Annotated in this window: 15 protein-coding genes; 1 reads left to right on the top strand and 14 read right to left on the bottom strand. The window is 54.6% G+C overall.

Going from position 1 to position 17,584, the window contains the following annotated elements:
• Positions 1-40: 40 nt before the first annotated feature.
• From KE531_10895 to KE531_10845, 11 genes are all read right to left on the bottom strand, one after another.
• The gene (locus tag KE531_10895) at positions 41-1,333 is read right to left on the bottom strand and encodes a UDP-N-acetylglucosamine 1-carboxyvinyltransferase (protein ID MBR9954109.1); all 1,293 of its coding nucleotides are present in this window, start codon (positions 1,331-1,333) and stop codon (positions 41-43) included.
• A 341-nt stretch (positions 1,334-1,674) separates the two neighbouring features.
• Positions 1,675-2,628 (bottom strand): ATP-binding cassette domain-containing protein, encoded by a 954-nt coding sequence (locus tag KE531_10890; protein ID MBR9954108.1) that lies wholly within the window; start codon positions 2,626-2,628, stop codon positions 1,675-1,677.
• On the bottom strand, positions 2,625-3,644 hold the full coding sequence (locus KE531_10885; GenBank protein MBR9954107.1) for an ABC transporter ATP-binding protein: 1,020 nt from the start codon (positions 3,642-3,644) through the stop codon (positions 2,625-2,627). The genes KE531_10890 and KE531_10885 overlap by 4 nt, the downstream gene beginning before the upstream one ends.
• A gap of 40 nt (positions 3,645-3,684) precedes the next feature.
• A complete protein-coding gene (locus tag KE531_10880; GenBank protein MBR9954106.1) occupies positions 3,685-4,578 on the bottom strand; it encodes an ABC transporter permease in 894 nt (297 codons plus the stop codon).
• 16 nt (positions 4,579-4,594) lie between these two features.
• Positions 4,595-5,524 (bottom strand): ABC transporter permease, encoded by a 930-nt coding sequence (locus KE531_10875; GenBank protein ID MBR9954105.1) that lies wholly within the window; start codon positions 5,522-5,524, stop codon positions 4,595-4,597.
• Positions 5,525-5,632: 108 nt separating this feature from the next.
• Positions 5,633-7,237: an ABC transporter substrate-binding protein gene (locus KE531_10870; protein MBR9954104.1), complete on the bottom strand. Its 1,605-nt coding sequence runs from the start codon at positions 7,235-7,237 to the stop codon at positions 5,633-5,635.
• A 324-nt stretch (positions 7,238-7,561) separates the two neighbouring features.
• Positions 7,562-10,030 (bottom strand): hypothetical protein, encoded by a 2,469-nt coding sequence (locus KE531_10865; protein ID MBR9954103.1) that lies wholly within the window; start codon positions 10,028-10,030, stop codon positions 7,562-7,564.
• Positions 10,031-10,228: 198 nt separating this feature from the next.
• Positions 10,229-11,743 (bottom strand): hypothetical protein, encoded by a 1,515-nt coding sequence (locus KE531_10860; protein ID MBR9954102.1) that lies wholly within the window; start codon positions 11,741-11,743, stop codon positions 10,229-10,231.
• 81 nt (positions 11,744-11,824) lie between these two features.
• A complete protein-coding gene (locus KE531_10855; protein ID MBR9954101.1) occupies positions 11,825-12,646 on the bottom strand; it encodes an MBL fold metallo-hydrolase in 822 nt (273 codons plus the stop codon).
• Positions 12,647-12,662: 16 nt separating this feature from the next.
• On the bottom strand, positions 12,663-13,586 hold the full coding sequence (locus KE531_10850) for a nucleotidyltransferase (GenBank protein ID MBR9954100.1): 924 nt from the start codon (positions 13,584-13,586) through the stop codon (positions 12,663-12,665).
• A gap of 130 nt (positions 13,587-13,716) precedes the next feature.
• Positions 13,717-14,160, bottom strand: coding sequence for a GNAT family N-acetyltransferase (locus KE531_10845; GenBank protein ID MBR9954099.1), 444 nt, complete (start codon positions 14,158-14,160; stop codon positions 13,717-13,719).
• Positions 14,161-14,312: 152 nt separating this feature from the next.
• Here KE531_10845 and KE531_10840 point away from each other — a divergent pair, with 152 nt between their 5' ends.
• Positions 14,313-15,179: a MurR/RpiR family transcriptional regulator gene (locus KE531_10840; protein MBR9954098.1), complete on the top strand. Its 867-nt coding sequence runs from the start codon at positions 14,313-14,315 to the stop codon at positions 15,177-15,179.
• Here KE531_10840 and KE531_10835 read toward each other — a convergent pair.
• Genes KE531_10835 through KE531_10825 form a run of 3 tightly spaced genes read right to left on the bottom strand, consistent with a single transcriptional unit; the run spans position 15,155 to position 17,583 of the window.
• Complete coding sequence (locus tag KE531_10835) at positions 15,155-15,556, bottom strand: hypothetical protein (GenBank protein MBR9954097.1); 402 nt, start codon at positions 15,554-15,556, stop codon at positions 15,155-15,157. The two genes, KE531_10840 and KE531_10835, sit on opposite strands and share 25 nt — an antisense overlap.
• Positions 15,538-16,110, bottom strand: a complete 573-nt coding sequence (locus KE531_10830) for a UbiX family flavin prenyltransferase (GenBank protein ID MBR9954096.1) — start codon at positions 16,108-16,110, stop codon at positions 15,538-15,540. The genes KE531_10835 and KE531_10830 overlap by 19 nt, the downstream gene beginning before the upstream one ends.
• Before the next feature lie 3 nt (positions 16,111-16,113).
• A complete protein-coding gene (locus KE531_10825; GenBank protein MBR9954095.1) occupies positions 16,114-17,583 on the bottom strand; it encodes a UbiD family decarboxylase in 1,470 nt (489 codons plus the stop codon).
• Between the last annotated feature and the right edge of the window lies 1 nt (position 17,584).

The raw sequence follows: 17,584 nt of genomic DNA, 5'->3' as shown, positions 1-17,584 counted from the left end.
AGCCCCGCACCGCGCCGCCAGATACGCCCAAACGCCTCGCTTAGCCGACCCGCAGCTTAAACTTCTGCGCCTCTTTCTCCGAATCCACACATTCAATCACAGCCCCAAGGCTCCGCAGCTTCTCGTCAAAGCATTCATAGCCGCGCTCAATGTACTCAATGTCCTCCACCGTCGTATAGCCGTCGGCCGCAAGCCCTGCAATCACCAGCGCAGCACCGGCACGCAGATCCGGCGCTACCACCTGGGCGCCTGTCAGACAGGCAACGCCGTCCACAATGGCAACCGTCCCCTCGACCTTAATCTGCGCCCCCATCCGGGACAGCTCATCCACATATTTAAACCGGTTCTCAAACACGCTCTCCGTCACGACGCTCGTTCCGTCGGCCAACGCCAATGCAACCGTCATCTGCGGCTGCATATCCGTCGGAAATCCGGGATACGGAAGCGTCTTAAAATTCATATGGCGCTGTCTCGGCTTGCCGACAACGCGCACTTCCTCGTCAAACTCCACCACTTCACAGCCCATCTCCGCCAGCTTTGCGGAAATCGCCTCCAGGTGCTTCGGAATCACGTTTTTCACCGTGATGTCCCCGCGGGTCGCTGCCGCCGCACACATAAACGTCCCGGCCTCAATCTGATCCGGGATAATGGAATAATCCGTCCCATGCAGGCTTCTCACGCCGCGGATACGGATCACGTCCGTACCGGCGCCCTTGATATTGGCACCCATGCTGTTCAAGAAGTTTGCCACATCAACTACATGCGGCTCCTTCGCCACGTTTTCCAGAATCGTCTCACCCTCAGCCATGGTTGCCGCCATCATGATATTGATGGTTGCACCGACAGAAACCACATCCAGATAGATATGGCTCGCCACCAGGTCGATGGCGTGGGCCACCACAGCGCCGCGGGAAATGGTCACATCGGCCCCAAGGGCGCGAAACCCCTTCAAATGCTGGTCGATGGGCCGGCTCCCAATATCACAGCCGCCGGGAAGCGGCACTTCCGCACTTTTATATTTTCCAAGGAGCGCGCCGATGAAATAATAGGACGCGCGGATTTTCCGCATATGTTCGTCTTCCACCGTCACCACGTGGATATTTCCCGCGTTGATCCGAACCGTGTGCCGGTCCAGGTGCTCAACCTCAGCACCGAGATCCCGGATCGCGTCCAGCATCGCATTGATATCGCTGACATCCGGCAGGTTCTCCACCACAACGTCCTCATCCGTCATGATAGCAGCCGCCAGAATCCCCAGAGCCGCATTTTTTGCGCCGCTTATGGTAACTTCACCGACAAGCGGATTGCCGCCCTTGATAATATACTGTTCCATTTCCCACCTCTATATTTGACCGCGCTGCACCGAAATCTCTCCGCCGCAGGCTCTTTCCATCCAATTCATTTATAAACTTCGACTTATAAATTATAGCATACATTGGAAATTTGTAAAGTAAAGATTTTCCGCCGCCTCCGCAGACGCTGTATTTCAGGGGTATTTTCCCTTCTCATAGTTGTGATTATCATCGCACACGAACCTTCCGCACTATCGTGCTCCATGTTCTTACGCCCGGCAAATGGCATTTCATGCAGGCATGATGCCGCTTGCCGGGCTTGTGCAGCAAAAAAGCCGAAGCTGCATCAATTTCAGCTTCGGCTTTTCTTGTATCATAATAATCAATCCGTAAGGAAACAGGAGACGAAATGTCCCGGGCTGATTTCCTTTAACTGCGGCTCGCCGTTGCGGCAGCGGTCTGTCGCATGCGGGCAGCGGTTTGCGAACCGGCAGGCAGCCGGCGGCTCAATCGGGGATGTGATCTCGCCCTTTAACAGGATACGCTTAACCTGTGCATCCGGATCCGGGATCGGGATAGCGGACAGAAGCGCCTGTGTGTACGGATGGGTCGGGTGAGCAAACAGCTCTTCCGACGGCGCCTTCTCAATCAGCTTGCCGAGGTACATAACGGCAATGTCATCAGAGAAGTGGTTTACAACAGAAAGGTCATGGGTGATGAACATGTAGGTCAGACCCATCTTCTTCTGAAGTTCTTTCATCAGGTTCAGAATCTGTGCCTGAATGGATACGTCCAGGGCCGATACCGGCTCATCGCAGACGATGAACTTCGGGTTCAGAGCCAGTGCACGGGCGATACCGATTCTCTGGCGGCGGCCGCCGTCCAGCTCGTGCGGATACGTGTTGATCAAGCGCTCTGCAAGACCTACGGTCTCCATCAGCTCACGTACTCTGTCTAACTGTTTGTTCTTATCCGTGATGATCTTGTTGATCTGAAGCGGATAAGCGATGATCTCACTGATCGTTTTACGCGGGTTCAAGCTGGAGAAAGGATCCTGGAAGATGATCTGCATGTCGGTACGTTTCTTCCGCATCTCTTCCTTGGACAGCTTTGTCACATCCTGGCCCTCAAAGAAAACTTCACCGGAGGTAGGCTCCAAAAGTCTGAGGATTGCACGGCCTGTCGTAGATTTACCGCAGCCGGACTCACCTACCACGCCAAGAGTCTTGCCCTTTTCGATGGTAAACGTAACGTCGTCAACGGCATGCAGCATCCCCTTCGGGGTTTTGAAATATTTCCTTAAATTCCGGACATCAAGCAACGGCTGTGTACTCATCGTCTGTTCACCTTCCCTTCCTGAATATTGTCTTTGTTATACAGGTGACATTCGACGTAATGGGTATCGTTGCGATATACACGTCCCGGCTTCTGGGTCTTGCAGATCTCCATCGCATAGTCGCACCGCGGGCAGAAAGCACAGCCCTTCGGCAGGTTGCTTGGGTCAGGCATAAGGCCCTTGATCGGCTTTAACTCAGCCTGGCGGTTCTTTAAATCCGGCAGGGAGTTGAACAGACCCTCGGTGTACGGATGACGGGTATTCTTGAAAATATCATTTAACGTACCATGCTCGATAACATGGCCGGCATAAATGACGGAAACTTTATCACAGATCTCGGCAACGATTCCAAGGTCATGGGTAATCATTAACATCGAGGTGTTGTACTTGTCACGGAGGTTCTTCATCATATCAAGAACCTGTGCCTGAATCGTAACGTCCAGGGCGGTTGTCGGCTCGTCGGCAATCAGAAGCTCCGGGTTGCAGGCAAGAGCCATAGCGATAACAACTCGCTGTTTCATACCGCCGGAGAACTGATGGGGATACTCGGCTCCACGGCTTCCCGGGATACCTACTAACTCCAACATGTCGCGGGCACGCTTTAAAATATCCTGATGGCTTCCTTCCTCATGGAGGCGGATAACCTCTGCGATCTGATCCTCTACGGTCATAACCGGGTCAAGGGAGGTCATGGGATCCTGGAAGATCATGGCAACCTTTTTGCCTCGGATGTCGCGCAGCTCTTTCTCGCTCATGGCCAGGATATCCTGTCCGTCCAGCTTGATGCTGCCGTCAACGATTACTCCCGGAGGAGTCGGGATCAGCTTTAAAAGGGAGAGGCCCGTCGTCGTTTTTCCGGCGCCGGTCTCACCTACCAGGCCGAGGGTTTTACCTCTTTCAATTTCCAGTTCCAGGCCGTTTAATGCCTGAACAGTACCGTAATCCGTCCGGAATTCAACCACGAGATTTTTGATCTCCGCGGTCAGATCCTTTCCGGATGCATTCTTATTTTCCATAGCTTCTTTTTTTACAGTTTCGCTCATCTCTCTACCCCCTTTAACGCAGTCTCGGGTCAAGTGCGTCCCTCAGTCCATCACCCAACAGGTTGAGCGAGAGAATCGTAACCATGATTGCAAGTCCCGGGAACAGACACATGTAGCTGTAATCGCGGATGTACGCACGTGCAGCGGACAGCATTGCGCCCCACTCCGGTGTCGGCGCCGGAATACCAAGACCGATGAAGGAAAGGCCGGCAATCGAAAGGATTACGGAAGCCACCTGAAGTGTCGTCTGAACGATGATCGGAGCAAGGCTGTTCGGAAGCACATCACGGAAGATGATGGTTGCGTCCTTGGCTCCAACGGCTCTTGCCGCCTCAATGTACTCCGCGTCACGAACCGTCATGACGGCGCCGCGGACGACTCGGGAGAACGTCGGGATAGCCGAAACCGCCTGGGCAATAACCAGGTTCGGGATCGAGTTTCCCAGGGAGGCTACAATACAGATTGCAAGCAGCGTACCGGGGATTGCAAGGAAAACATCCATGATACGCATGATAACCATATCAACTTTTCCGCCGAAATAACCGGCAGCAGAACCAAGCACCAGTCCGATGGCAAGGGCTACGATAACCGTAACGACACCGATGGACAGGGAGATCGAGGTTCCATACATAACACGGATCAGAATGTCACGGCCCATCTCGTCGGTTCCGAACGGATGTGCAGCAGACGGAGCCTGAAGCGTATTGCCGTAGTCTGCTTTCGTCACCTGTGTGTCATAGTCAAAAACAATCGGAGAAAAGATGGCCGTCAAAACCAGAAGACATACGATCACAAGACCGAGTACAGCTGTCTTATTCCGGCACAAACGTCTCCACACATCGGCAACCTGGCTTTTTTTCTTGATAGCCACCTGCCCGTTTTCAACATTTGCAGAAGCGTTGCTCATTCTTTATCCCCCTCTCTTATTTGTACTGCGCTTTGATACGCGGGTCAATGAAGCCGTAAACCAGGTCGACAAGCAGGTTGACCAGCGCGAAGCTGATGGCCAGAAGGATGACGCAGCCCATAACCGACGGGATATCACGTCCCTGGATAGACTGGATCATGTAACGGCCAATTCCCGGCCATGCGAAAACGCTTTCCGTAAGAACGGAACCGCCTAACATACCGCCGATCTGAAGACCGATAACAGTTGTCGTCGGAATCAATGCATTTCTCAGAGCGTGCTGTGTGATAACTTCGCCCTCCGGAAGACCCTTTGCACGGACGGTACGGATGTAGTCCTGACGGATTGTCTCAAGCATGGAGCTTCGTGTCGTACGGGCGATGGACGCCATATGCATGAAGCCCAGCGCAAACGAGGGCAAGACTAAGCTCTTGATGCCTTGATCCGCGCCTGAAACAGGGAACCATCCAAGTTTTACGGAGAACAGAAGGATCAATAAGAGGCCCATCCAGAAGACGGGCATGGATATACCGATTAGCGATATAAACATACTGATTCCGTCAAACAGCGTATTTTGTTTTATGGCAGCTATGATTCCTAAAGGAAGAGCTAAAAGAATAGCAACGACCGTAGAGGTCAGAGTTAATTTAATCGTATTCGGGAAACGTGCCAGGATTTCCTCGGAAACCGGATCACGCGTCTTATAAGAAGTTCCAAAATCGCCATGAACCAGATCCCACATGTAACGGCCGTACCGTACAAAGAACGGATCGTCAAGTCCCATCTCTTCACGGAGAGCTGCAATATCTTCGGGACGTGCCTGCTCGCCTAAGATCGTCTTTGCGGGATCGCCGGGAGCCAGATCCAGGATGAAATATACCAGCAGCGTAACGCCAATCAGAACTGGTATCAATGCCAGGAGACGTTTAACAATGAATTTAATCATACCGCACGTTCCTCTCCTTTCCTCGTAATTCCAAAGCAAGGGAACTACCCGCCAGGGGGCAGTTCCCCGCTCATCATGTTTCCAGATTATTTAAAATCGGTCAGCCGATTACTCAGCCCAGTAGAACTCCTCGTAGTAGGTCTCGCCGCCTGCGCTCAGGTTGAAGCCCTGGAGTTTGGAGTTGTATGCACGCGTATTGTTCTTCATGTAAAGCGGAACCTGCGGGCAGTTATCATTGATAGCCTTGCAGAATTCAGTAACAATAGCCTCGTTCTCGGTCGGGTCGATGGTAGACTGAATGGAATCAATCAGGGCGTCGATCTCCGGAATGTTGGTACGAGTCTTGTTGGACGCGTTGATGGAGCTGGAGTGATATACGCCCAGTGCATAAGCAAGAAGGTTGCTGGAGGTATATCCGCCGATAGCTGCCTGGTAGTCACCAGTAGCCGTTACATCGAGGTATGTAGCAAGGTCCATGGACTCAAGCTGAATCTCAATGCCAAGGTTGTCTTTTAAGTTGCTCTGGATAACCTGTCCTGCACGGAGCTTGGTATCATCAGAGCAGATCAGGGTGAAGCCGCACTGTGCCGGATCCAGACCGGACTCAGCAAGGTAAGCCTTAGCCTGCTCAACATCGTAAGTCGGAGCGCCTTCTGCGGTTGTTCCCGGGAAGCAGTCCGGAACCATTGCGTCAACCGGGCTGCCGTCGCCGTTTAATGCAACCTGGATGATGGCGTTCTTATCGATTGCAGAAGCAATAGCCTTACGGAAGTTGATGTTGTTAAACGGAGCGATCTCGTTGTTGATCATCATGAAGTTGTGGGAAGTACCAGCCTCGCTGAATACTGTTACATCCGGGTTGTCCTGAAGACGGGAAACGTCTGTGGTCTCAACCTCGATAATCACGTCAACTTCACCGGCTTCCAGAGCCATTGTACGGGAGGAGCCTTCCGGAATGATCTTCCAGGTTACATGTTTGATCGGAGCAGCGCCGTCAAAGTAATCCTCGAATGCTTCAAGCTCAATGCTCTCGCCCTTGTTCCATGCAACCAGCTTGTATGGGCCGGTACCGATGGGCTCTTTGTTGAAGTCATGGCCGCTTGCGATCAGGTCTGCCGGAAGGATGAAGTTACCATGGTGGCAGAGGTCGCTTAAAAGGCCGGACTGCGGGCCGTCTGTTGTGATCTTAATGGTGTAATCATCAACAACTTCGATGGTTCCTGTGGATTTGCCGTACTGAGCAACCTCAGGAGATTCTTTACAGAGTTCCAGGGACGCCTTAACGTCCTCGGCAACCATCTCGTCGCCGTTGTGGAACTTAACGCCCTGTTTCAGGTGGAAGATCCACTCGGTATCGCTCTCGGTCTCGTAGCTCTCAACAAGATCCGGAACCGGCTCAAGGTTCTCGTTTGTCTTGAAAAGACCGTTGTGCGTCATACCGTTGATGTAGTCACCGGCTACTGCGTTGTGCAGGTTTGTGGTAAGACTGGGGGTTTCGTTTGCAGTTGCGAGAATCAGTGTGTCTTTTGCGGAAGCAGTTGCTCCTCCGGACGTCTCGCCGCCGGAAGATGCCGTCGTTTCCGTCGTCGCACTTCCCTGGGTCGTCTCAGCCGTTGATGTGCCGCTATCGCTGGAACCACAGCCTGCTAACAGGCTGGCAGCCATAGACAGCGCCAGAACAGGTGCTAAGATGTGCCTAAGTTTTTTCGTCATACTCTCTCACCTCATAATTTTATTTGCATGGCCACAGACCAGATGCATCATGACATAATCACAATTATAGGAAGTTCCGGAAGCCATTTTTTCATCGCGCAGAATCCGTCTTTTCCTACAATTTCCGATTGAGCTTTCCACTATGATAACACAGTTTCATCATCAAAGCAAGAAAAAATTTAATTGTACTTGTGAATTTATACAATTTCCCATTTCCAGTCCGTCAGCTTTTCGGGCATTTTGAATATGCACCGCTGTATAGAAAAGCTTTACTTTGCTGACATGATAGTTTGACAGCAGAAAAAACAAAGTGCCTATTTTCCGCTATTCGGCTGGGATCCGGCAGACATAGTCATTCCCCAGCCCGGAAAAATAAGCGTCTGCCTGGCTCGTTTCCATACGCTCCGTGTTCCCTGAAATCGGGTCGTAAAATGTAACATGGCTCTGATCGTAAGCCGTCAAAACGACGGAACGCCCCTCTCCCGTGTATGCCAGGACGGGGATATCCATATCCACAAAATAGAGGATCTGATCCAGCGTACAGCCGTCAGCCTCCAAAAGAAGGCTTCCATCTTCAAGATACCATTTTCCTGCATTCGCCTCTGCCGTCCGGAGAAGCCGCTCTGCTGCCGCCGCGCCGTTCCGGATCGTATGGGCAGAGGATTTGTCGCCGCGGCTCCAGAGGATCCGGCCGTCTTCTCCTGCCACAAACCCCATCCGCTCGTAGGCGGCCGCCGCAGCGGCGGAAAATTTTTCGTAAGACCCGAGGAAGCCCCCCTGGGCATATGCGTAAAACCGGTCATGAACGTCTGCATTTCCTGCTGGCAGGCGCAGGACGTCTGTCCTCTCCGATGCCATGATATCCGCCTCCCTGCCGGCAAAGGCCTTTCCCGCCGGGACGTCTGAGGAAAGCTGGATAAAATATACCCGCTCCTTGTCTGTCGATGCGTACCAGCCGACCAGGCTTTCGGCGCCGGATGCCGTGTCCGAGTTGCAGACCAGCGTGTCCTCTGTCACAGGCGCATAGAATCCCAGCTCCGGCTCCCTCGTAAGCTGAATGTGGATGCGGCTCTCGTCCGCCCGGGCGTTCCGGATATAGCTGCCGGCTTTTTCATAATGCATGGCCGTTTCCATGTTCCTGTCAAGAATATCCAGAGAATTGAGGAACAGTCCCATGATCCTGCCGTTGGACATGATATAGTTTCCCGGCTCCCCTGTCCCGTAGATGCAGTCGCTTCCGACAAAGCCCAGGATCCGGCAGATGCTGGAGCCTCCTCCGATCTGCGTCCGTTCCCCGGTGTTTAAATCCATCACGGAGAGGGCGCGGGCATCGTAGAGCGTCCCGCCTTCCTGCCATGCAATTCTGGACTGATCGGCACTGACGGCAAAGCTGTCTTCCGTCAGGCCAGAGGCCACAGCGACGTATTCATGGCTCACAAGATCCACGCCGTAGACCGTGCCGTCCATGTAAAAATAGAAAAATCCGTTGGCGCCTTTGTGGGCTAGGGTTTCCACATCCTCTGCCAGCATTTCTGCGCTTTCCGATGCCGGGAAGAAAAGCTGCTCCACGGCTTCGCCGGATTCGGCATCGTAATGGTAGAGGGCGGCTCCTGTGAAGCCTTCGTGACGGCCAAGGCTCATATATCCGTGCACGAGGAAATCCAACTGGCCGTCGTCCTGAACCGTGAGGATTTTGATTTCATGGTTTTTCCCGCTCTTTCGCGGATCGTCTTCGGCCGCGTTTCCATAGGAAAAGATGCGGGTGTTCACGTTGTCCGTGCTGTCATAGCACCAGAGCTCCCCGCCGGCGGTAAAGGCCGTGTAGCGCCCCGACGGGCTTTTTTCGGCAGAGACGCGGCTGCCGCTGCTGATTCCAAGCGTAATCCGCTTCCCGGAGAAGAGGCTGCTGCTTCCCGTGAACAGCTCGTCCGCTTTTCTCTGGTAATCCATCATATAGATGCGCTGGGAGGACCATTTCATCGTGAAGGTTTCTGTGACGGAATAGAGTTCCTCACGGCTTTCTGTCTGGCGCCTGAGCAGAGAGTCCACCTGGACGATGCACATGTTTCCATAAATCTCTTTTAATGTCACGGACGGCTCACCGACACGCTCCACGTCCAGGTTTCCCCATGTGATCTGCGAAAAGCTGCATTTTAAGGTCACGTTCCCGAAGGTGCTGTTGTCTGCTTCCGGGGACGTTTCCATGTACATGGTTAAATCCTGGGCTTCTTCGTAATTCAAGGTCTTCCTTGAAAATTCCGCGGCAAGGGAAATCATTTCGTCAGCGCGGGCCCTGTCTCCTTTTTTAATCCTGGCGTAGTACCATGCGGCGCTTCCGTCGGATAATTCGGCGCAGAGGCCAAGCCGGTATTCCGTGCCGTCCTCCAAAAGGTTCTGGATCGGAAGCGTCACGTTGATTTCTTCTTCGCCTGCCGCCCACCCGGAGAGCTCGGTCCGTTCGATCAGGTTTTCGCCGTCCATGCTGCGGATTTCATAGCGCAGGCCGGATATTTCGCCGGCATAGGCAATCCGCACCGGCAGCTTCCTGTCGTCAGGCAGCACAAGAAGGCTGCCGCGTCCGGCCGTGGCAGCCAGTTCTTCCCTGCGGCCGAGCAGCGGCGCCATCTCCCGTTCCCCCATCCTCGGGTAGACGACCGGAAGGACGGCGTCCTGTCTCGCCGCATACGTCATGTTTTCTTCACTGCCGCCGCGCATGGGCCAGAAAAAGTAGGCCGCAGCGGCGATTAGAAAAATAAGAAGCAGGATCCCTGCTTTTTTTATCGCTTTTCCCATATATCTGAAATCCCTCTTATGTATCTGATTTTATTTTTCAGGACTGCAAGAGTGCCGGGCACACAGCAATCCGGTACCAGGGCCAAAGGGCCGGAATGCCTTTTGACCCTGATATCTTTTTTATTGTATATGTTTGCCGCAAAAGCTGCAACTTAATCTTCTTAGGATTTCCTTAATTTTTCTTTTAGGGAAACGCTTTCAGCCGTGTTCCCTCCGGAGACGGCGGCGGCTGATTTCGTTTACGAGGAGTACCTGCATCATGTCTCGCTCCTCCGGGAGCCCGTTTTCGGATGCTGTCCGGCAGACACCGTCGCACATGCTCATGACGCATACCCGGTCGGGATATTCGTCGTACATGGGGCTTCTGTCGTATTCCATGGCGTCGCAGGCTTCATCCACGAGAGTCTGGCGCCTTCTCACCGAGGCCGGGTACAGCCCCTTGAAGTATTCCAGCTCCTGACTGACTGTGTTCTGAACCGGGACGGCAGCCGCCTGATCTTCGCGGCGGTACAGCATATAGGGCTGTGGTGTTTCGACATCCTGGGCTGTCTGAACCAGTCCCTGACCGGAGAGCAGTTCCAGGTTTACGCCGGTGATGTCATAGGATTCTTCTTCCTGGAAGTTCGGAGCCGCGGTGGTTTCTTCCATGACAGATTCCTCCGGAAGGGACTGGGCCGTCTGGCATGGCGCAGGCGGTTCCTCCGGCATCGGCATCCGGACGTCCGGCGGGGACATCGGTGCTGGCGCCGGTTGGCCGGGCGGCGCCATTTGGCCGGGCTGACGGCCCGCGGCGGATGACTGGCGCGGCGTTTGGGCGGGCTGCGGCGCGGCGCCCTGGACGGGCGGCATCGGCGGACGGGGCGGCGGTGCCGGTTGGGTGGGCTGGTTCATGGCCGCAGGTGATGGCGCCGGTTGGCCGCACGGCTGGTTCATGGACGCAGGCGGCGGCATCGGCTGGCCGGTCTGGTTCATGGGCGCAGGCGACGGCTGGCCGGTCTGGTTCATGGGCACAGGCGACGGCACCGGCTGGCCGGGCTGGTTCATGGACGCAGGCGGCGGCATCGGCTGGCCGGGCTGGTTCATGGGCGCAGGCGACGGCTGGCCGGTCTGGTTCATGGGCACAGGCGACGGCACCGGCTGGCCGGGCTGGTTCATGGACGCAGGCGGCGGCATCGGCTGGCCGGGCTGGTTCATGGACGCAGGCGCCGGTTGGCCGCACGGCTGCTGATTGGCGTTTGGCTGTGCCATGGGCTGGCTCAGGGGAATGGGCTGCGGCTGCCCCGGCTGTTCAGCAGCCGAAACATTCATGGGCTGGCGCTGGCCGGCCCTGTCCTCGGCAGCCATCTCTGGCTCCGGTGCCTGGTACGGTGTCACGCATTGGGCGGCAGCTTCCGGCTGCATTTCCCCGTCCGCCGGCTGCTCTGGCTGAAGCTGCGGCCGGACGGCCTCTTCCTGTACAGCAGGCGGCGCTTCCTGTACCGCCTGGGCTGCCGGCTGTTCCTGTGAAACCAGCTCCGGCTGGATGAGCTCCTGTACCGGCGGCGTCTGCGCGGCGTATGTTTCCTGCGCCGGCATCTCTATGGATGTCCCGGAAACAGCTTCCCCGCAGTACGGCACTCCGGCCGCAGCCGGGTACCAGCCGTAATACGGATACGTGCCTGCCGCTCCATACATTCCGGGATTCTGAGGATACCCTCTGTAAATTCTCTGCATAAAAATTTCCCGTTCCTCTCCACATATGATCTACAAAACCATCATATGCCAAAAAGGAACGGGAAGACTCTGTCCTCTTTATTAAATATTCAGGCTTTCGCCGGTGCGGATCCCATGGATTTTTCCGTCCATGCTTTCTTTCAGCATCCGGAGCGCCTGCTCGCCTGTACAATGGCAGGTATAAAACTCGCTTCCGTATTTTAAAAGCTCGGCTGCCAGGCTGTTTACATAATCCCGGCTCACGGCTCCCACGGTCGGGCTGTTTAAATGGAAGCCGCCGATCACAGCGTCCGGCGCCCGCCCTAAAAGCTCTGTGCACCTGTCGAGAATATTCAAAATCCCGCTGTGGGCACAGCCGGCAAACAGGACGGCCTTTCCATTCTCCGATACCACAAGGTTCTGTTCATGGAGAAACCGGTCGGGAAGGTACGCTTCCCCGGATTTTTCCTTCAGATTCCGGTTGGACTCCGGGAACATGCGCGTTCCGCTGACGCCGGAAAACAGAAGGAACCCGGCCTCCGGCTCAAATGCCGCCTCTTTTACACGGCGGATCTGAGGATGGTCGCAAAGCTCTTTTTTTAACCCGATGTCATGGAAGCCGTCGTCTTTTTCTGAATAATATCCGCCGAAGGCCTCTTCCCTCACATAGACGGGCGCATGGGAATTGACCCGCAGAAATTCCTCCAGGCCGCCGCCGTGATCCACGTGGCCATGGGACAGAAACGCCATGTCCGCCTGGCACAGGTCAATGCCGAGCTTTTCGGCATTTTCATGGAACAGCGGGCCGGCTCCCATGTCAAACAAGAGCTTTTTCCCTTCTGTCTCCACGAAAAAGCTCAGGCCGTGCTCACAGCCAAGCCCCTCGCGGCCGCATGTATTTTCCACAAGGCATGTAATTTTCATGGCCGCCTTCCTTTCCTTAGGAGAACAGCTTCTCCGGATAAACGCCGTCTTCCACCAGCTTCCGGATGGAACCAACCACAGCCGGCTTGTCTTCTTTATAGGTCACGCCAAACCATTTGTCCCTGGTTTCCAGCACCTTTACGGCTGCTTTCTTTTCCCGGATGCACTTGTCGATGATCGACGGAAGCAGGTACTCGGCCTTGATGTCACCGTCCTTTATGTTCTTTAAGAATTCCGGGAAGCCCTGCTCCAGCTCCTTTAAAAAGCTTGCCGGAAGTCCGAACATGTTCATGGAGACGTGCTGTCCGGCCTCTACGGACACCGGGTTTCCGTCGTTGTCGCTTGCATGCATGCCGTCCTGATCCATGTAAATATTGTAGGTTTCGGTTACGGTCTTCAAGGTGCCGTTCTCGTCCACGGAGCAGACGCCGCGGGTCACTCCGCCGTTTTCACTTAAAGTATTGGAAAGGATGAAGCCGGCCATGCACATATCATAGACGTCCCCGTCCTCTTTCATTTCTGTTACCATGTACTCATGGATCTTTTTGAAGCCCTCTTTTCCGTAGTAATCATCGGCGTTGATGACAAGGAACGGCTCGTGGATCACGTCTCTTGCAGCCAGTACGGCCTGGCCTGTTCCCCACGGCTTTTTTCTCCCCTCCGGCACCGAAAAGCCTTCCGGCAGGTCGTCGATTTCCTGGAAGGCATACTCCACAGGTGCGATTTTTTCGATGCGGTTTCCGATAATTTCCTTAAAATCTTTTTCCAGATCCTTGCGGATAATAAATACAATTTTGTCAAAGCCGGCCTCCAGGGCATCATGGATGGAATAATCCATGATAATCTCTCCGTTAGGCCCAACCGGTTCCAGCTGCTTGATGCCGCCCCCAAAACGGCTTCCGATCCCGGCTGCCATGATGACAAGAGATGTCTTTTTCATTTTTGCTTCCTCCTCGTACCTTATTCTTTCAGTCAGGGGAACGCGGATGAACGCGTTTCCTTTTGATATCGCTGACATTCTAACACATTCTTTCCGCCTTTTCAATCGGATTGCCAAGTTTCAGACACGGTTATTTTCCGATTTTCTTTGCGAAAAACACCTGCTCATCGACAGCCTTAAAACCGTTTTTCTCGTAAAAGAAGAATGCCGGCACGGTTCTCTCTGTGAGCAGCACCACTCCGGTGATGCCGGACTCCGCCAATCGGGCCTCTATTTCAGCCAGAAAGCGGCTGCCGGCTCCCTGGCCCTGCCATTTGGGCAAAATGCCGAATTCGTCAATCCAGTATTCCGTCCCTTCGCACCAGTGTTTGATGCGCCCCAGGGAAATCCCGATCAGGCGGCCGCCCTCATAAAGCCCGAAGGACAGGGAGTTCCTGTTTCCGATGATTTCCAGGACATAGACATGGAGCTGTTCGGGGTTCCAGACATCATTCCATGGTTCCACGGAAAAAATCGCCGTCATGGCCTCTTTGATTTCCTCAATCCTGTCCGTGTTCAGTTCCTTTACTTCCATTGTCATACCTCCGTACCCATATTCTAGCATTTCAGCGAAGGCAGGGCAAGGGAAACCGGCGCATGCAAAATTCTTCTGTTTTATTGGAATCTGCCGGGAAATCTGATATAATTTTTCTGACCGACAGCAAAGAAGAAAGTGTGGGATCCAATATGGCATATTTAGAAAATATCACAAAAAACCCGGCAGAGCTGATCCGTCAGTCCTACCAGACGTTAAGCCCCGTACAGAAGCGGATTGCCGATCTGATTCTCGGTGAAATTGAGACAGTCTGCTTTCTCCGCCTCGATGAAGTCAGCAAAAAAGCGGATGTCACCACCGTAACGGTCATCCGCTTTGTCAAGAAACTTGGTTATGAGAGCTATGGGGCATTTAAGAAAGAGCTTCAGAACTATGTGCAGACCATGATTATTCCAAAACGGATCGTCAAGGCTGAAATTCAGAATTTCCGGGAAGCGCCTGCCTCCGATATCATCCGCCAGGCCATTGAAAATGAGTTTGCCCTGATGTCTGCCACCTACGACGAGCTTTCCGCCGAAACGCTCACGGAGGCAGCCCAGATTTTGAAAAATGCCAGGAAAATCTATATTGCAGGCACGGGCTTAAACCATGCCATCGCGGAAATGCTGCTGGTGCGGCTTAATTTTCTCTGCCTGGACGCACAGATTCTTCCTTTCGACAATCTGACGCTTCTTCCCTACCTGCTCGCGTCAGCAGGCCCCGAGGATGCCTTCATCATCTTTTCCTTCCCGAACTATAAGGAATTTGCCATCGACGTGGCAAAATGTGCGAAAAGCCTTGGGAGCCATACGATCTGCATCACCGACAAGCTGACCTCGCCGGTGGCGCCTTACGCGGAAAAGCTCCTGCTGTGCCAGACTTCCAGCCTCGTGTACTACAATTCCATGACGGTTGCCGTCTCGCTTGTGACGGTGCTTTCCACAATCCTTGCGGTACAGATGGATAAGGATCCCCAGACGCAAGAACGGCTGGATCAGATTTCTTCTTTTTTCCGATAAAGAGCCAGGCATAATGCCGCTTCTTTGGCGAGCCCGTTTAAGGCCCCGGCCACTTCTTTGATCTGTTCCGGGAGAATCCCGTCCATATGAAAGCCGCCGGTGCAGACTGCGGTGACGCCAAGCGTCTTACTTATGGTTTCTGCAAATGTGCGGCAGAGCGCCTCGTCCTTGTGTCCCGTTAAATTTAAGACCGAGGACGTGGCGCTCATGGAGCCGTCTCCGGTTAAGGACAGCCTCGGGACTGCCAGGACGGCGCAGCCGATATGGGGCGCCTCACCGCCTTCAATGCAGGCCAAAACATCTTTTCCGACGAAGCCGGCCCGCACCTCAAGCCAGGAAAACGACAGTTCTTTTCTTCCTACAAAATCCCATTCCATCTCCGATACTCCTTTGCTTCGATTCCGAACGGTTCCAGAAGCCGCGCCGCAATATGATACGTCATCTCATCAATGGTCTTCGGTTTATGATAAAACGTCATCATCGGCGGGATGATGCGGACGCCTGGAATACCGGAAAGCTCCTTTAAATTCCGAAGGTGAATCGGACTTAGAGGCGTCTCCCTGGCGGCTAAAACCAGTGTTCTCTGCTCCTTGATTGTCACGTCGGCGGCCCTTAAAATCAGGTTTCCCACGTATCCGGCTGCGATTCCCGCCGCCGTTTTCATGCTGCACGGGACGATTAACATCCCTTCCATTTTAAAAGAACCGCTGGCCGGAGCGGCGCCGATCTCATCCGGGGTGAGCACATGGTCGGCCATGGCTTCCGCCTCGGCGAGGGGGATGTCCGTCTCCTGGGCCAGGGTGAGCTTCGCCCCGTCACTCATGATGAGCCAGGACTCAAACTCCGGCTGTTCTCTTATGATTTCCAGGCACTTGATGAGAAGCGGCTGGCCGCTGGCGCCTGTGGAAGCCACCAGAATGCGTTTCTTCATATTTTAATTCTCCTTGAGCCAATGGTTCGGATCCAGCTCCAGGAACCTGGCGCGGACGAACCTGTCTTTTAATTCAAAGGGCACGGTGCAGTCGAAGATCGTCTTACAGGCGATTCCATGGTCGCGGATGCTGGGGGAAAACGCCGGGTCGCTGGACGGATCCAGAGGATGACAGCGGACGCCGGGGATTGTCACGATGTCCACATCGCCCTGGAATCTGGTGTTCATGGCCCACAGCACGTCGTTCATGTCAAAGCAGTCCACATCCTCGTCCACCAGGAAGATGTTTTTTAACTCGCTGAAAGCAGAAAAGGCCAAAAGCGCCGCCTGCCTCTGGCGTCCCTCGTCGCTGGCGACGTTTTTCTTAAACTGGAGGACGGCCATGTATTTTCCTCCGCCTGCCGAGCAGCAGTACACGTTCTGAAGACGTCCCGGCATGGCTTTTTCTACCATCCCGTAGATGCTGGCCTCCGTCGGGATACCGGCCATGGAGACGTGCTCTTCGCTCGGCCCGATGCAGGTCTGCATGATCGGGTTCTCCCGGTGTGTCACGGCTTTGACCTTGATGAGCCAGCACTGGTCGCAGGCCGGGCCGGTGTAGCCGGGGAATTCCGGCATGGCATAGCCGGTGTGGCTGTTTTTGTCCTCCACGACGCGGACGCCGGGGATAACTTCGCCCTCGATCACGTACTCAGCGTTGGCGATGGCCATTTCGTCAATCGTCAGGCATTTGCAGAGTTCCACCGGTTCCCCGCGCAGGGCGCCTGCCACGGAAAGCTCGTCATAGCCGAGGGGCGTGGTCGGCGGCTCGAAGCAGGAGCCGATCTCGATGGCCGGATCGACGCCGATACTGATGGAAATCGGGAGCGTCTTTCCGAGGGCCTCGGCCCGCTCCGCCATGGCGCCGATGTGCCTTGCACCCGGCGTGAAGAAGATGGAAAGCTCGTCCTTTCCCTGGATGCAGAGGCGGTGGATCGTCACGTCGTGGGCGCCGGTCTCCGGGTGGGTCGCGTAGCACATGCCCAGGGTGATGTAGGGGCCGGCGTCGTCCGGCGTGTTGGTAGGCGCTGGAACCAGCTTGTTTAAATCAAAGTCGGGATCCGTGGCGCGGTGGACGACCTGCTGGCAGAGCCCTGCGCCTTCTTTTAATACCGGCGGGATCGGGTTTGCCACACTGCGGTACAGCTTTTTCCCGAGGTCTTCCGGCTTGCAGTCCAAAAGCTTTGCCACCCGCTTTCTGCTTGCCAGGACGCCGATGGCGACGCGGGCGCCGGGATGTCCCTTGATGTTGTTAAAAATCATGGCCGGGCCTTCTTTTGTCGGGCGCTTCACGGTGCCGCCGGCTCCCACATAGCGGTAGACGCCGGAGAGCTCTGCCATGGGCTCCACCTCCACGTCTGTCTCCGCAAGCTGTCCTGGTATTTCGGAAAGGAGCTTTAAGGCGCTCCTTAAATCTCTGACTTTTTCTGACATT

This window comes from Eubacteriaceae bacterium Marseille-Q4139 (genome assembly GCA_018223415.1).
Lineage (GTDB): Bacteria > Bacillota > Clostridia > Lachnospirales > Lachnospiraceae > CABSIM01.
Note: the sequence above shows the minus strand (reverse complement) of the source record. Positions and strands in the feature narration are given on the sequence as shown.

What these genes read in the sequence shown, in the direction of transcription:
- KE531_10860 (MBR9954102.1), bottom strand. Translation starts at nt 11,743, where the DNA reads ATGCAGAGAATTTACAGAGGGTATCCTCAGAATCCCGGAATGTATGGA.
- KE531_10830 (MBR9954096.1), bottom strand. Translation starts at nt 16,110, where the DNA reads ATGAAGAAACGCATTCTGGTGGCTTCCACAGGCGCCAGCGGCCAGCCG.
- KE531_10875 (MBR9954105.1), bottom strand. Translation starts at nt 5,524, where the DNA reads ATGATTAAATTCATTGTTAAACGTCTCCTGGCATTGATACCAGTTCTG.
- KE531_10835 (MBR9954097.1), bottom strand. Translation starts at nt 15,556, where the DNA reads ATGGAATGGGATTTTGTAGGAAGAAAAGAACTGTCGTTTTCCTGGCTT.
- KE531_10855 (MBR9954101.1), bottom strand. Translation starts at nt 12,646, where the DNA reads ATGAAAATTACATGCCTTGTGGAAAATACATGCGGCCGCGAGGGGCTT.
- KE531_10870 (MBR9954104.1), bottom strand. Translation starts at nt 7,237, where the DNA reads ATGACGAAAAAACTTAGGCACATCTTAGCACCTGTTCTGGCGCTGTCT.
- KE531_10865 (MBR9954103.1), bottom strand. Translation starts at nt 10,030, where the DNA reads ATGGGAAAAGCGATAAAAAAAGCAGGGATCCTGCTTCTTATTTTTCTA.
- KE531_10880 (MBR9954106.1), bottom strand. Translation starts at nt 4,578, where the DNA reads ATGAGCAACGCTTCTGCAAATGTTGAAAACGGGCAGGTGGCTATCAAG.
- KE531_10840 (MBR9954098.1), top strand. Translation starts at nt 14,313, where the DNA reads ATGGCATATTTAGAAAATATCACAAAAAACCCGGCAGAGCTGATCCGT.
- KE531_10845 (MBR9954099.1), bottom strand. Translation starts at nt 14,160, where the DNA reads ATGGAAGTAAAGGAACTGAACACGGACAGGATTGAGGAAATCAAAGAG.
- KE531_10825 (MBR9954095.1), bottom strand. Translation starts at nt 17,583, where the DNA reads ATGTCAGAAAAAGTCAGAGATTTAAGGAGCGCCTTAAAGCTCCTTTCC.
- KE531_10850 (MBR9954100.1), bottom strand. Translation starts at nt 13,586, where the DNA reads ATGAAAAAGACATCTCTTGTCATCATGGCAGCCGGGATCGGAAGCCGT.
- KE531_10890 (MBR9954108.1), bottom strand. Translation starts at nt 2,628, where the DNA reads ATGAGTACACAGCCGTTGCTTGATGTCCGGAATTTAAGGAAATATTTC.
- KE531_10885 (MBR9954107.1), bottom strand. Translation starts at nt 3,644, where the DNA reads ATGGAAAATAAGAATGCATCCGGAAAGGATCTGACCGCGGAGATCAAA.
- KE531_10895 (MBR9954109.1), bottom strand. Translation starts at nt 1,333, where the DNA reads ATGGAACAGTATATTATCAAGGGCGGCAATCCGCTTGTCGGTGAAGTT.